Origin of the sequence: Clostridium pasteurianum BC1 (genome assembly GCF_000389635.1) — a bacterium.
GTDB lineage: Bacteria > Bacillota > Clostridia > Clostridiales > Clostridiaceae > Clostridium_I > Clostridium_I pasteurianum_A.
This window is the reverse complement of sequence record NC_021182.1, coordinates 4,427,354-4,442,228: the sequence shown is the minus strand read 5'-3', so window position 1 is coordinate 4,442,228 and position 14,875 is coordinate 4,427,354. Positions and strand designations below refer to the sequence as shown.

14 protein-coding genes, 4 tRNA genes and 1 riboswitch are annotated in these 14,875 nt (G+C 30.8%); of the genes, 17 read left to right on the top strand and 1 reads right to left on the bottom strand.

Features of this window, described 5'->3' with window-relative positions; all coding sequences use genetic code 11:
- Positions 1-93: 93 nt before the first annotated feature.
- From murA to CLOPA_RS20600, 5 genes are all read left to right on the top strand, one after another.
- On the top strand, positions 94-1,353 hold the full coding sequence (murA, locus tag CLOPA_RS20620; protein WP_015617361.1) for a UDP-N-acetylglucosamine 1-carboxyvinyltransferase: 1,260 nt from the start codon (positions 94-96) through the stop codon (positions 1,351-1,353).
- A 294-nt stretch (positions 1,354-1,647) separates the two neighbouring features.
- Positions 1,648-2,688 (top strand): stage II sporulation protein D, encoded by a 1,041-nt coding sequence (gene spoIID / locus CLOPA_RS20615; RefSeq protein WP_041711647.1) that lies wholly within the window; start codon positions 1,648-1,650, stop codon positions 2,686-2,688.
- A 261-nt stretch (positions 2,689-2,949) separates the two neighbouring features.
- Entirely contained in the window at positions 2,950-3,726 is a 777-nt protein-coding gene (locus CLOPA_RS20610) for a M23 family metallopeptidase (protein ID WP_015617359.1), read from the top strand.
- A 111-nt stretch (positions 3,727-3,837) separates the two neighbouring features.
- Positions 3,838-4,092, top strand: coding sequence for a sporulation transcriptional regulator SpoIIID (spoIIID, locus tag CLOPA_RS20605; RefSeq protein WP_003445786.1), 255 nt, complete (start codon positions 3,838-3,840; stop codon positions 4,090-4,092).
- Between the two features lie 120 nt (positions 4,093-4,212).
- Positions 4,213-5,232, top strand: coding sequence for a rod shape-determining protein (locus tag CLOPA_RS20600; RefSeq protein ID WP_015617358.1), 1,020 nt, complete (start codon positions 4,213-4,215; stop codon positions 5,230-5,232).
- A gap of 96 nt (positions 5,233-5,328) precedes the next feature.
- On the opposite strand, the gene yyaC is transcribed toward CLOPA_RS20600, so the two are convergent.
- Positions 5,329-5,871: a spore protease YyaC gene (gene yyaC, locus CLOPA_RS20595; protein WP_015617357.1), complete on the bottom strand. Its 543-nt coding sequence runs from the start codon at positions 5,869-5,871 to the stop codon at positions 5,329-5,331.
- 108 nt (positions 5,872-5,979) lie between these two features.
- Here yyaC and CLOPA_RS20590 point away from each other — a divergent pair, with 108 nt between their 5' ends.
- The 12 genes from CLOPA_RS20590 to hpf all read left to right on the top strand — a co-directional run bounded on the left by CLOPA_RS20590 (position 5,980) and on the right by hpf (position 14,761).
- Positions 5,980-6,636 carry a hypothetical protein gene (locus CLOPA_RS20590; protein ID WP_015617356.1) on the top strand — a complete coding sequence of 219 codons (657 nt, stop codon included), beginning with the start codon at positions 5,980-5,982 and terminating at the stop codon, positions 6,634-6,636.
- A 249-nt stretch (positions 6,637-6,885) separates the two neighbouring features.
- A tRNA-Tyr gene (locus CLOPA_RS20585) sits at positions 6,886-6,970 on the top strand.
- 6 nt (positions 6,971-6,976) lie between these two features.
- A tRNA-Val gene (locus tag CLOPA_RS20580) sits at positions 6,977-7,052 on the top strand.
- A gap of 19 nt (positions 7,053-7,071) precedes the next feature.
- Positions 7,072-7,147 (top strand) — tRNA-Thr (locus tag CLOPA_RS20575).
- A gap of 5 nt (positions 7,148-7,152) precedes the next feature.
- Positions 7,153-7,237, top strand: a tRNA-Tyr gene (locus CLOPA_RS20570).
- 103 nt (positions 7,238-7,340) lie between these two features.
- A riboswitch (SAM riboswitch) is annotated at positions 7,341-7,449 on the top strand.
- A gap of 72 nt (positions 7,450-7,521) precedes the next feature.
- Positions 7,522-8,697, top strand: a complete 1,176-nt coding sequence (metK, locus tag CLOPA_RS20565) for a methionine adenosyltransferase (RefSeq protein ID WP_015617355.1) — start codon at positions 7,522-7,524, stop codon at positions 8,695-8,697.
- 373 nt (positions 8,698-9,070) lie between these two features.
- The gene (gene recD2 / locus CLOPA_RS20560) at positions 9,071-11,278 is read left to right on the top strand and encodes an SF1B family DNA helicase RecD2 (RefSeq protein WP_015617354.1); all 2,208 of its coding nucleotides are present in this window, start codon (positions 9,071-9,073) and stop codon (positions 11,276-11,278) included.
- 106 nt (positions 11,279-11,384) lie between these two features.
- Entirely contained in the window at positions 11,385-12,407 is a 1,023-nt protein-coding gene (locus CLOPA_RS20555) for a hypothetical protein (RefSeq protein WP_015617353.1), read from the top strand.
- Between the two features lie 71 nt (positions 12,408-12,478).
- Positions 12,479-13,057, top strand: a complete 579-nt coding sequence (locus CLOPA_RS20550) for a ComF family protein (protein ID WP_242834242.1) — start codon at positions 12,479-12,481, stop codon at positions 13,055-13,057.
- A gap of 323 nt (positions 13,058-13,380) precedes the next feature.
- Positions 13,381-13,512 carry a hypothetical protein gene (locus CLOPA_RS26580; RefSeq protein WP_015617351.1) on the top strand — a complete coding sequence of 44 codons (132 nt, stop codon included), beginning with the start codon at positions 13,381-13,383 and terminating at the stop codon, positions 13,510-13,512.
- A 161-nt stretch (positions 13,513-13,673) separates the two neighbouring features.
- On the top strand, positions 13,674-13,841 hold the full coding sequence (locus CLOPA_RS20545) for an aspartyl-phosphate phosphatase Spo0E family protein (protein ID WP_015617350.1): 168 nt from the start codon (positions 13,674-13,676) through the stop codon (positions 13,839-13,841).
- Positions 13,842-14,224: 383 nt separating this feature from the next.
- Positions 14,225-14,761, top strand: coding sequence for a ribosome hibernation-promoting factor, HPF/YfiA family (gene hpf, locus CLOPA_RS20540; RefSeq protein ID WP_015617349.1), 537 nt, complete (start codon positions 14,225-14,227; stop codon positions 14,759-14,761).
- Positions 14,762-14,875 lie beyond the last annotated feature (114 nt).

The following is a 14,875-nucleotide window of genomic DNA, read 5'->3' as shown; positions in this document are numbered from 1 at the left end:
ACGTCCCTTGATAATTTATCTAAACTGAGTGGAAGAAACAAACCTCCCATCAGTAAGATTCATTGATAAATAAGAGTAAATTGGAGGAGTAAAATGGAAAAATTTATTATTAAAGGGGGAAGTACTCTAAGAGGTGAAGTGAATATTAGTGCTGCAAAGAATGCTGTACTTCCAATAATTGCAGCTACAATTCTATGTGGAGATAAGTGCATAATAAAAAATTGCCCTATGCTTTTAGATGTATATGTTATTACTGATGTCTTAAAATCTTTAGGAGCAAAGATTAATATAAATAAAATAAATAGAGAAATCGCTATTGATACTAGCGGAATAATTGATTCTGAGGTTAGTAGTGATCTGGTAAGAAAGATGAGAGGGTCATTTTTAATAATGGGACCAATGATATCAAGATTTGGTAAGTTTAAGACCTCCTTCCCTGGTGGATGTAATATAGGAACCAGGCCCATTGACCTACACCTAAAAGGCTTTAAGGCGCTGGGTGCTGAGGTTAAATTAAATCATGGATATGTTGAAGTTTCTACAACAAAGCTTATAGGTAGCAAAATATATTTAGATTTTCCATCGGTAGGAGCTACAGAAAATATAATGATGTCAGCAGTATTAGCTGAGGGTGAAACAATCATTGAAAATGCAGCTGAAGAACCGGAAATAGGAGATTTGGCAGAATTCTTAAATCAAATGGGAGCAAAAATTACTGGCATAGGAACAGATACATTAAAAATTGTTGGAGTAAAAAACCTAAATGGGATAAGCTATGAGCCAATTTATGATAGAATTGAAGCTGGAACTTTTATGATTGCAGCTGGAATAACAAAAAGTAAAATCAAAATTAATGGTATAAACAAAGAGCATATAAGGCCTGTGGTAGCCAAATTAACAGAGATGGGAATTGGTTTTGAATTTAAGGGACAAGAATTGCTGATAGATGGAAGAAATGATTTAAAGCCTATTGACATAAAAACTATGCCTTATCCTGGATTTCCTACGGATATGCAATCTCAAATGATGAGTCTTCTTAGTTGTGTTTGTGGAACAAGTGTAATTACTGAGACAATTTTTGAAAATAGATTTATGCATGTTATAGAGCTTAAAAGAATGGGAGCCAATATTAAAATTGATGGCAGAAGTGCAGTTATAGAAGGTATAAATAAATTAAATGGCGCTGAAGTAAAAGCTACAGATCTTAGAGCAGGAGCAGCTTTAATACTTGCAGCACTGGAAGCAGATGGGGAAACAGAAATATATGATATTCATCATATAGATAGAGGTTATGTTGAAATAGAAAATAAATTACAGGATATTGGAGTTAAAATACAGAGAGTAAAATGTTAAATAAAAAAGGGGTCACCTATTTGGAGGGCACTTTTTCAGTGGTCTCCCTATTTGGGGCTCTTTTTTTATTTGTAATAAATTAATTAGTATTCAAATAAATTATACTAGTAAGGCATCTGAAAATAAATAACAAGTCAAAGATGCGACGTATATTTTCAATCCAACAAGGAAACAGGTTCTTCTGATAGTGTCTATCAGAGGGTTCTGTTGACCCAGTAGGACTTACAATAGACTAGCATACTGACTTAATTATTTCTTGAAGATGCCTAAAGCACAAAGGAGGGGAAAATGGAAATGGTAAAGAATTTTTTTATAACTGTGTCATTGGGAATTATATTCATATTATTTCTTGCTGTATTTATAGGAGGGGTTGGAAGTAATATTGGATATGCAGATAAATCAAATAAGAGCAGCGGTCAATTAGAAAAATATGATATTAATCCTACAGATGTAGTATTTGATAAGAATAATGGCGGAGGGTCAAGTATAAAGGTATACATGACAAAAGAAAAAAAAATTAAGGAACTAGCACTTGAAGAATACACAAGGGGAGTAGTGGCTGCAGAAATGCCTGTAGAATTCAATATAGAAGCCCTTAAGGCACAAGCAGTAGCAGCAAGGACTTTTGCAGTAGCGCATATGGAGGTATATGGGGGTAAAAAGTATCCAAAAGCTAATGGAGCAGATGTTACAGATACAGTTGATTGCCAGGTCTATATGGATAAGAATGCTAGATTAAGTGATTGGCCTAAAAGTTCATCAGGAGAATATTGGAATAAAATCACACAGGCGGTTCAGGATACCAGTGGACAAGTACTTAAGTATAATGGCAAATTAGTTACAGAGCCATACTATTTTTCTACAAGCAGTGGAAAAACTGAAAATGGTAAGGATATTTTAGGCGCTGATGAACCATATCTTAAGAGTGTTCTAAGTCCAGGAGAAGAGAGCACCCCTAAATATAAAAGTCAGGTTAAATTATCTTATATAAGTTTCGTGAATAAAGTAAAAGGTCAATACAGTAATTCTAATTTAAATATTTTTAATGTTAAAAGTTCAATTAACATTATTAGTAAAACTGATGCCGGAAGTGTTAAAGAGATTAAAGTAGGTAATAATACTATGACAGGATCTAAATTTAGGACTATGATGGGTTTGAATTCAGCTAATTTTTCTATAAATTATAATATTACAGGAATAGTTATAAATTGTATTGGCTATGGTCATGATGTTGGAATGAGCCAGTGGGGTGCAAATGTAATGTCAAAACAGGGAAAGAATTATAAGGATATATTGACACATTATTATAGTGGAGTAAGTATAGAAAAAATTTAAAGTAATATATTTTATAGTACCGCTGGAGTATATATTTTAAATTAAATTTAATATAGCAGTTGATAAAAGATTCTACAATAAAAATTCTATTATTTTTATTGTAGAATCTTTTTAGTTATTTAAAAAATTTACAATATAAGAACCTTTAAGGATTACAATGAAATATTATCCACATTTGCATGATAAAAAAGGAAAAATATTTTATATAAAATGTATTATTTACTAATTTGTGGACAAAATACAAAAAGGAGGTGTTAATCAATGGATAAAAATGATTTACAAAACAAACAATCAATTAAAAAGGAAAAAATTAGTTTTTGGAAGAAAGATGGATTTTATGTGATCTTGTTTCTATGCTTATGTGTGGTTGCAGGTGTTGCTACATATGTAAATACTAACACTAAACATAAGAGTAGTTCACTGTCAAAGCAAACACAGGTGTCAGTAAATGATCAAAATAAGAAAGCAATTAATGATGCCAAAACTACAGAAACACCAAAAACAAATACAGCAAAAGATGATAGTAAAAAAACTAGTATGGACAATGCTAATCTAGTAAAAAAAGGCACTACAAAGAGTAATGCAAGTGTTCCTACCAATGCAACAGCAGTAACGAGTATGGTTACACCTGTAAATGGTACTATTGCTCAAGGATATACAGGAGTTGCTGGTGCTATGGCAGTAGGTTTAGATAATGTATCAAGAACCATATTAGGGGAGTATATAAAAGTAGCCAATAAAGGAGTACCTGTTTATGCGGCAATGAATGGAAAGATATCTTCAGTTAGTGGTGGAAATGTAGTTATTATAAGTAATGATGGAAAATTAAAAACTGTATATGACAATTTAGATCCATCAAGTATAGCAATAAAAGTTGGAGATCCAGTTGCTAAGAACAGCAAAATTGGTGTAGTAGGCGATAGTGATAATGCTAAAGATAGAATAGTTAATTGTGATCACTTATATTTTGAAATCGATGAAAAACAAAGTGATGGAACTTATAAGGATGTAAATCCACAGAATTATATAAAATACTAATTATTCTATATATCAGCCATTCCTAAAAAAATAGGGGAATGGCTGATATTAAGTAATCAATATGGTATATAGTGCATATTTATAATATAGAAGGGTTAAGGAGGTAGCACTTTGAAAGATTACATTGAGGAAAGAGTTTTAGAAGTAGCACAATACATTATTGAATCAAAAGCTACAATCAGAAAAACTGCTAAAGTTTTCGGAGTGAGTAAAAGTACTATACACAAAGATATGACAGAGAGATTACCTCAAATAAATCCTCAAATTGCTGAACAAGCTAAAAATATTTTAGAAGTTAATAAAGCTGAAAGGCATATTAGAGGTGGAAAAGCTACAAAAATGAAGTACAAGGCTATTGAAGGTTAGAAACATTCCTATTATAATAAAAAAGAAGAAATTTTTATAATTTTATGTAATAATAAAGTTATAATAAGATAAATGTGTTGTTTTATGTAAAAAAACATAAGAGATGGAGTGAATAGAGGGATGTTTTTTGGAATTGGATCTGATATGGGCATAGACTTAGGAACAGCCACCGTGCTTGTGTACCTTAAAGGAAAGGGTATAATTTTAAAAGAACCATCAGTGGTAGCGATAAATCGTAATACTAACGAAGTCCTTGCAGTTGGTGAGGAAGCAAGAAAGATGATAGGCAGAACACCTGGAAATATAGTAGCTATTCGTCCATTAAGAGATGGAGTAATATCAGACTATGATATGACTGAAAAAATGTTAAAGCATTTTATACAAAAAGCTTGTGGAAAAAGAAGAATGTCTACACCCAAGGTAGTAATTTGTATACCTTGTGAAGCTACAGAGGTTGAAAAAAGAGCTGTGAAAGATGCGGCAATGAATGCAGGAGCAAAGAAGCCTTGCTTGATTGAAGAACCACTGGCAGCAGCAATTGGTATGGGACTAGATATAACAAAGGCAAGTGGGAATATGGTTATAGACATAGGCGGAGGAACAAGTGATATAGCTGTTATTTCTTTAGGAGGAATAGTAGTAAGACGGACTATAAAAGTTGCAGGAGATAGATTTGATGAATCTATTATCAAATATATAAGAAAGAAACATAAATTAATGATTGGCGAAAGAACTGCTGAAGATCTAAAAATAAATATAGGTTCAGCCTTTAAGGGTGAGTCTGAGGAGTCTCTGGAAATCAGAGGAAGAGATTTAATAACAGGTCTTCCTAAAAATTTAATTGTTACGTCACAAGAGATAAGGGAAGCACTTGAAGATGCGGTTAATGCTATTGCTGAATGCACGCATTCAGTACTTGAAAAAACTCCTCCAGAATTAGCAGCGGATATTGCTGATAAAGGAATAGTTATGACCGGTGGAGGTTCCCTTCTAAAGGGGTTGGATAAGCTTATTCAACATGTTACTAAAGTTCCAGTTTATGTTGCTGAAGATCCGGTTTCTTGCGTAGCACTGGGAGCTGGTAAAGTTTTAGAATTTATTGATAAAGTATACTTAGATGGGGAAGATATATTAATGTAATAAATAGTGCTAAAAGGTGACTGCAGTATAACAACAGTCACTTTTTTTATTATTAAGATTTTTTATTTTAAGATGATTTCTCTATTTTAGTATTTTCTATATCCTTTTATTAGGAGTGTTCTTAAATAAATAATATGAATGCAGCAATGCATCACAAATTACTGTAGTCATATCTAAAATTAAGTTTAGTCTTATATTTCTATTGGTAAATAATTCAGTGCTATCGCAGGAGTCAACTATACCAATTATAGATGAGTTGCCTACGTCGGGAAGGGATTTTCCAACACCCTTTCCAGGATGTATAGGATAATCACGTACTTGTATTTCACCAATATTATTGCTATTACCTAAACATGCATCTATTCCTATGATTTCTGATTTAGGGTAGAGTAGTTTTATATGGTTTAATTTTTTATCAAGATTTAGTGCATGAATTGGTTCAGATATTGTTCCGTAAACTGGCAAAGGAAAATTTCTATTTTTTAACATAGTGCCTGTTAATGGTCCGAGGCAATCTCCTATGCATCTATCGGTACCAATACAAACTATTATTGTATTATCGTTAATATAATTTTTTAAAAAATAGGCTATTTCATAATAGGCCATGGAATTTTTGTAAAATGTTTTGACTTTATTCAAGAATTACACCTCCCAATAATCTATATGAAATTGTAATAGGTAATATTATGAAAAATTGAATAAAAAACTTTTTTGATGAAATAATTAATAGATATTGGAGGGATTTGTGTGAATAAAAAGAAATTGAGTATTGTGGTAATAATGCTTGCGATGGTAACTGTAATCATTATGCTTTTAACCTTTAGTTTCAGTAAGGGAATAGATACTGAGGATAATAAAACTTTGATTTTAAATAATAGTAAAGTGGAAAACAACCCCAATATAGATACTTCTAATAATATTAAAAAGGATTCCTCACAGGAAAGGGTAAATAGCAATAAAAATTCAATTAAATCTAGTAATGTAGAGGTACCTAAGGATGAAGATAGTAATAAACAAGTTTACCAAGATTCAAATTACCAAAATGAAAGTAAAGCAGGAGATATAGAAAAAGAAAATGTAAGTAGAGAAAATGATTTATCTTCTTATAGTTCAGAAGAGAAAAATCAGCTTGATGATAGAAGTGATATTTCAGTATTTAAGGTCTCTAAAGAAAAAATAGCAAGTGAACTCACTTTTTCAGATAAAATAAAAATTTTATCTATAAGTAAAAATCTTTCGTCCAGTGATGTAAGTGAACTGAAAAATGATATAAACAATGGTAATGAAAAAAAAGGAATTTCAGATGCTATGCAACTTTTAAAAAGAAAACTTAATAATAAGGATTTCAATAATGTTGAAAATATTGCATCAAGGTTCATTAATTTGGATAGTATAAATAATTGACTTTAATAATTTCTTATAGAATTTTATAGGCCCTTGGTAATGGGTAAGCGCATTATTAAAACTAATAATTAAATAGAAAATGTGAGTTTATGCATATAAGTGAGAAAAATGGACGTATGGCGAGATATATAGATAAAATCATGATATTTATCCCGATTTACAATTTGAAAATTCATTCTTAGAATTATATAATATTCCTTGTTGATGCGCTTGATTCTTAGAGCATTATCCAAATAGTACTTATAGCGTGGAGGAATTCCCGAGCGGCCAAAGGGGGCAGACTGTAAATCTGTTAGCTCAGCTTTCGATGGTTCGAATCCATCTTCCTCCACCAAAAAATGGGCGCTTAGCTCAGCTGGGAGAGCATCTGCCTTACAAGCAGAGGGTCACAGGTTCGAGCCCTGTAGTGCCCACCATTTTTATATAATTACATAGGCTGGCATAGCTCAATTGGTAGAGCAACTGACTTGTAATCAGTAGGTTATGGGTTCAATTCCTATTGCCAGCACCAATTTTGGAGGAATTCCCGAGTGGCCAAAGGGGGCAGACTGTAAATCTGTTAGCTCAGCTTTCGATGGTTCGAATCCATCTTCCTCCACCAAAAGACACATAGGTGTCTTTTTATTTTATACATATTGACTAGTGATAAATACTATGTTACTATAACATTGCAGTTTAAATTTAATTGTATAATGAATTTTAGACTCTTATCGAGAGAGGTGGAGGGAAATGGCCCTATGAAACCCGGCAACCAGTGTGTTATTTTCACATTAAGGTGCCAATTCCCGCAGATAGATTTCTGCAAGATAAGAGAGATTTGCAAAAATAGTCTCTTCTTATTTAAGAAGAGACTTTAGTTTTTTATATGACAAGGGGGAAAGTACAGTGAGAAAATTATTTACTTCTGAATCGGTAACTGAAGGACATCCAGATAAAATATGTGACCAGATATCTGATGGAGTATTAGATGCTATACTTGCACAGGATCCATATGGAAGAGTGGCTTGCGAAACAACAGTTACTACAGGTATAGTTAATGTAATGGGAGAAATATCAACAAAATGTTATGTTGATATACCTAAAGTTGTTAGAGAAACAATAAGAGAAATAGGATATACTAGAGCAAAATTTGGCTTTGATTGTGATACATGCGCAGTGGTTACCTCAATTGACGAACAATCTGCTGATATAGCTCAAGGTGTAGATGAAGCATTAGAATCAAGAAAGGGAGAAATGGACAAATTAGAGGCTGTTGGCGCAGGAGATCAAGGTATGATGTTTGGTTTTGCAACAAATGAAACTCCAGAATACATGCCTATGCCTATAGCTTTAGCTCATAAGCTCTCAAGAAGGCTAACTGAAGTTAGAAAAAATGGGAAATTAGCTTATTTAAGACCAGATGGAAAAACTCAGGTGACAGTTGAATATGAAGATAACAAACCAGTAAGAATAGATGCTATTGTTATATCAACTCAGCATAGCCCAGAAGTTTCACAGGAAGATATTGCAAAAGATCTTATTGAGAATGTTATAAAGCCAGTTGTTCCTGCTGAACTTTTAGATGAAAATACAAAGTATTTTATCAATCCTACCGGAAGATTTGTTGTAGGTGGACCTCAAGGAGATTCAGGACTTACTGGTAGAAAAATAATAGTAGATACTTATGGTGGATATGGTAGACATGGTGGTGGAGCATTCTCTGGCAAAGATCCAACTAAGGTTGATAGATCAGCAGCTTATGCTAGTAGATGGGTTGCTAAAAATTTGGTTGCAGCTGGTATTGCTGATAAACTTGAAATACAACTTGCTTATGCAATAGGTGTTGCAAAGCCTGTATCAATTTCTATTGATACCTTTGGAACTGGAAAAATTTCTGAAGATAAGATTGTTGAAATTGTTGAAAAAGTATTTGATTTGAGACCTGCCGCTATAATAAGGGATTTAGATTTAAGAAGACCGATATATAAACAAGTAGCAGCTTATGGACATTTTGGTAGAACAGATATAGATGTACCATGGGAGAAACTTGATAAAGTAGATGAAATAAAAAAATATATATAAAGTTACTTTAAAATTTAATATCTAAAATATAATGTTTTAAAGTTAGTTAAAATAGGGAGCTTGAATAAGCTCCCTATTTTCATGCCCCAATTATTTGTTGAATTTTAGTTATTAGATTATACATTAAATACAGTATTTAATGTAATATTTATGTAAATAATAACAATGTTCTCTGTATAGAGTAATGTTGTATAATGAACATTATTTGTAATTAGGCATATAAAGCCTATAATATCACTATAAATTTTCATAGAACTTCAGGTGTAATTAAATATTTTGTAATGGGCATATTTAGTATGATATAATTTTTATATTAAGCATTATAGATAATAATTGTAACTGGATAAGATTTGTTGATAGTAGGAGAGATTTTATGTCCCAATTAAACTGCATTGTTGAAGATATAGTTTTTAAAAATGAAGAAAATGGGTATGTTGTAGCTCACGTTAAAGAAAAAGATATAAGGCATACCATAGTAGGGTGTATACCATATATTATAGAGGGGCAATCATTAAAGTTGCAGGGAGAATGGGTTAAGCATCCACAGTTTGGAAGACAATTAAAAGTTATTGCCTGTGAAGAAGTAGTACCAGATTCTAAAATTGGAATAGAGAAATATTTATCTTCCGGAGTTATAGCTGGAATTGGTCCTGTAACAGCAAAGAAAATAGTTGATAAATTTGGTGAGAAGACTCTTGAAATATTGGATAATGATATAGATAGACTTAGTGAAATAGAGGGTATAGGAGATAAAAAAATAAAAATTATATATGAATCTTATTCTACACAAAGAGAAATAAGAAATATAATGGTTTTTTTACAGACTTATGGAATAACTCCTAACCAATGTGTAAAAATATATAAGAAATATGGATCAGAATCTATAAAGGTTGTTAAAGAAAATCCCTATATGTTAACAGAGGATATAGCTGGTATCGGATTTAAAAGTGCAGATAAAATTGCAAGGAGTTTAGGTATAGAAGCAGACTCTCCTTTTAGAATACAAAGTGGAATAAACTATATTGTAAATGAATTTTGTGCTATGGGAAATACCTATATGCCTATAGAAAAATTAATTAAACAAGCCATGGATATGCTTTCAGCAGAAAAAGCAAATATAGAAAAAAATATATATGAATGTACTCTAGAACAGAAAATAAAAATTGAGATAATTGATAATGAAAATTGTGTATTTACTATGCCCTATTACTATTGTGAATTAGGTGTGACTAAAAAAATAATAACTTTGGCTACCAATAAATACGATGATATTAAAATTGATATAGATAGCAAAATAGAAGAGTTTGAAAATTTGAATTCTATAGATTTTGCGTTAACACAGAAAGAAGCTATAAGAGGTGCGTTTGAAAATGGAGTTGAAGTGATTACTGGTGGTCCTGGCACGGGTAAAACTACTATCATAAATTGTATAACTCATATATTTGAAAAGGAATCTTTAAGAGTATTTATGGCTGCACCAACAGGTAGAGCTGCCAAAAGAATGTCAGAAGCCTCGGGAAGGGAAGCAAAGACAATACATAGATTATTGGAGCTGGGAGTTGGAAACGATGAGCAAATGACATTTTTTAAAAAAGAGGAATGTCCTTTAGAATGTGATGTAATTATAGTTGATGAAGCATCTATGATTGATATTGTATTAATGAATAATCTCCTTAAAGCCATAGGAATGGGCACAAGGCTTATAATCGTTGGAGATGTTGATCAATTGCCTTCTGTAGGACCAGGTAATGTGCTAAAAGATGTAATAGAAAGTGGAGTTATAAAAGTAGTGAGGTTAAAAGATATATTTAGGCAAGCCAAAGAGAGTATGATTATAGTAAATGCACACAAAATTAATAGCGGAGAAATGCCAATTTTGAATAAAAAAGATAAGGATTTTTATTTTATAAGCAGGGATGGAAATGAGAATATACTTAATACTGTTATAGAGCTTATACATAAACGTCTACCTAAGTTTAATACAAAATGGCATAGTAAACATCATATTCAAGTTCTTTCACCTATGAGAAAGGGACTTCTAGGAGTATCAAACTTAAATAATAGTATTCAACAGGTTTTAAATCCCAATGAAGAAGGAAAAAAAGAAATTAAATCCAGAGACATAATATTTAGAACTGGTGATAAGGTTATGCAGATTAAAAATAATTATACATTGAAATGGACTAGAGTTGCAGGTATTGGGGAAAAAGAAGGAGAAGGTGTATTCAATGGAGATGTAGGATTTATTGAAGATATTGATGATAAAAATAATCCTGTTGTAATATTTGATAACGAGAGAAAAGTAGTCTACGAAGACATGTATTTAGAGGAGTTAGACCTTGCATACGCTATTACAATACATAAAAGTCAGGGAAGCGAATTTCCAGTAGTGGTAATGCCCGTGTTTATGGGACCACCGCTGCTTATGAATAGAAATTTATTATATACGGGTATAACTAGGGCTAAAAAGCTAGTAGTTCTTGTAGGTAACCAAAAGGCAATACAATTTATGATAAATAATAATAAAAGCTTTGATAGATATTCCGGTCTTAAGTGGAGAATTATAGATATAATACAATAGAAATGTAATATAATAAAATACAAATAAATATATTATTTGTATTGGAAAAATTGAATTCTATTATATCATCATTGAAAATAATATGATGAGTATGGGAGGCATAGTTATGAATACTAATAATTTAAATAATCTCAGCATAGAAGAAATAAAAATCAGTAATGCTATTTTAAATTGGAGTCTCGGAAGAAAAAATTTTTTAAGCGTTGTAGCGCCTCCGTATAATACATCTCTTATATTTATTAAGACAATAATGGAATTCATAAATGATGAAAAAAAGGTACTATACATAACTGGTGAATATGAAAAAAATATTCAAATAATTAAATACTTTAGAAATAATACTAAGTTCAGAAAATATACTTATATTAGAAATAGTGTAACTATGACAAATTCTTCTTTAGTCTTCTGTAATTATAAAAAGTCTATACTGATTAAAGATAAATTTGATTTAGTAATTTATGATGATATTAGAAGCTACCCACTATATTCTAAATATGAAATAATAGATATTATGAATAAATGCTGCAATGGACATGGAAAGCTTATAGCATATTCTATTGATGATATCTTTAACAAGGGAAAAGAGATCCTTTTGCCTGCTAAGTATAATAAAATGCCTTTAGTTGAGCCTAGAGTCATAACCACAAGAATTGATATAAATAAAGATATGCCCTTTGTTGTATACGAATATATAAAATGGTCAATAAATATAGGTAGAAGAGTAGCTATGATTTTACCAAATAGTGTAAACATATTTAATGTTACATCCTATGTATTTAAGTATTGTGAAATGCTTACTCATAATATAACATATCATTCCAAGTACGAAAACAATACAAGTAAAATAAATGAGCTCCATAAATATGAGGGTGGGATAATTGTAACAGATGATTTTGATAGCATTTGCAATAATGGCAGTATGAATATAATAGTTTTATTTGCAGATAATAGTGAATTTAATTATAAAAAATTAGTATACTTTTGTGGTAGAACAGGAGAAGGAGATATAGGAAGTCGGGGAGAAGTTATATTTTTAGCCAAGGAAGAAAATTATGAAATTGAAAAAGCTAAGGCTATAACTCGAAACTTCAACAAAAAAGCATGGGAAGATGGATTATTAAGTATATAAAATATTTATTGGATTGTATACTGAGCATAGTATACTGTGGGGAATATAAGTGCACAGTATGTGGGGCTTATGTGGAAGAAATAAATATATGTGATGAATGTAGAAAAAAAATTAAATTTTGTAAGGATATTATAAGAATTGAAAGGGCAAATAGTGAAATAATTTGTTATAGCGTGTCTTATTACTCTAATATCATGGCTAAATTAATTTTAAGGCTTAAATATAAAAGTGATTTTGCCTGTGCGGATATCATAGGAAGTTTTATGGTAAAGGTCATAGAAGAGAATGCTATTAAATTTGAGGGCGTGACTTTTGTGCCCATGACTAAAAAAGCTGTGAAGAAAAGAGGATATAATCAGAGTAGAATTTTAGCTAAGGTTATAAGTGAAAAACTTCATGTAGAACTGATAGACTGCCTTGGAAAAGTAAAAGAAACTAAAGATCAAATTGGATTGGATGGTGAGTCAAGATGGAAAAATCTATCTTCATCCTTTAAAATAAAAAATCCCAATATAATTTTAAATAAAAATATTTTAATTATTGATGATGTTATAACTACAGGTGCTACTTCCTATTATTGTGCTCAGGAAATACTTAACAATGGAGCAAAAAAGGTTAGCGTCTTGACTGCTGCTAAAACTAGTATATAATATTAAGTATTAAGTTAGGTTTGTGGTTGAAAGTCGATGCCAGTCGCAGGCAAAGCGATCCACGTAAGTTAAACAAAGTTTAATGAGCATGGTGCGGTTTAGAGGTAAGTCCTGCCGTGAAAACGAGAGAACAACTAGTGAGAGGTTAATTCCGGGTAGCAAAAGTTCCAGCAGGCGAGTGTGGGGTCAAAGACCAGGTCAGCTAATTTAATAATGCACTTATGGTGCTGTTTAGCAGTCTTTTTTAAGACTGCTATATTTATTTAAAAATCATTATTCCCGACCTAGTTAGCATATAGTTAACTAGAAGGTACATTAAATTTATGGAAAAGGCAAAGACGATTTGTCTGGGAGTAAATATTAAGGAAACTGCTATGAAGGTAATAATAATGAGTTGTTTAAATAATCATAAAGATGAACCTAAGGGGCCTACGATAAGGCTCCTTTTTATTTAATGCTATATTTATCTAATAATTCAATATATCTATATTTGTTAATAATTAACACCAGCAAAATGCCGGTGTTTTTTTTATATATGCTCTATTTATAAATATTTTAAAAAATATGTTTATATCCGCGAATTTTGTTATTATATGGTAATGAAAGGAGGGATATTATGACAGAAGTAGAGATAATGTTAAATAAAATTGAAGAATTAAGAACTTTAATGCATCAGTTAATGAATAAAAAATTAGAATTAACTGATCCAGAATTAGTAGACTTAAGTCAAAATTTAGACAAGCTACTAAACAAATATAATAGATTATTAAAAAAGTTTAAGTAATCTATTATAGAAATTGAAAGGAACACCCAAATTGGGTGTTCTTTTGATGAAAATCAATTCTTATTAAAATTATAAAATTTAAAACTAAATTTTGATAATTTATTGATAGATTTTAATTTACAGCTTTTGTGGTCTAATCATTTAGATGTGTTTAAAATGATTATATATTAAAAATAACAATTATTTTATGGTTTTAAACATAGATATTTTGTAAATAATAATAAGGTATATATAAAAGAGTATTAATAAAAAATTTATATAATATTCTGTCAATTTATCTTTTAATACTTGATACTTTATATAAAAAGTAATAAAATATTATCACAGGAATAATTATCCTAAGAATATAATTCAACAATTGGTTCTAGAGAGGAGCTGTTAATATGAGAATAACTATTAGCGGAAAAAATGTAGAGGTTACAAATGGTCTTAGAAGTGCCCTTGAAAAGAAATTGACAAAATTAGATAGGTACTTTAATCCTGATGTAACAGCTCATGCAACTTTAAGTGTGGAAAATTACAGGCAAATAGTTGAAGTGACTATTCTTTTTGGAGGAGCTATACTTAGAGGTGAAGAGTCTAATACAGATATGTATGCTGCCATAGATTTAGTTGCAGACAAAATGGAAAGACAGGTGAGAAAGCAAAAAACTAAGTTAGAAAAGAGAAAATATGGTGCATCTTTAAGATTCCAATCTATACCTGATTTTGAACAAGATAATAAAGATGAAGTAAAAGAACCATCAATAGTAAAGACAAAAAGATTTGCCATAAAACCAATGTCAGAGGAAGAAGCTGTTTTACAGATGGAGTTATTAGCGCATAGTTTCTTTGTTTTTCAAAATGCTGATTCAAGTGAAGTAAATGTAGTTTATAAGAGAAAAGATGGTAATTATGGTCTTATCGAGCCAGAATTTTAATTTATATATTAAAAGAGTGTGGATTTATAAATCTACACTCTTTTAATGTAAAGTTTAAATAAACATTATATAAGTTGAAGGAATATAAGTTAGATGTTATAATCTATTAGGTAT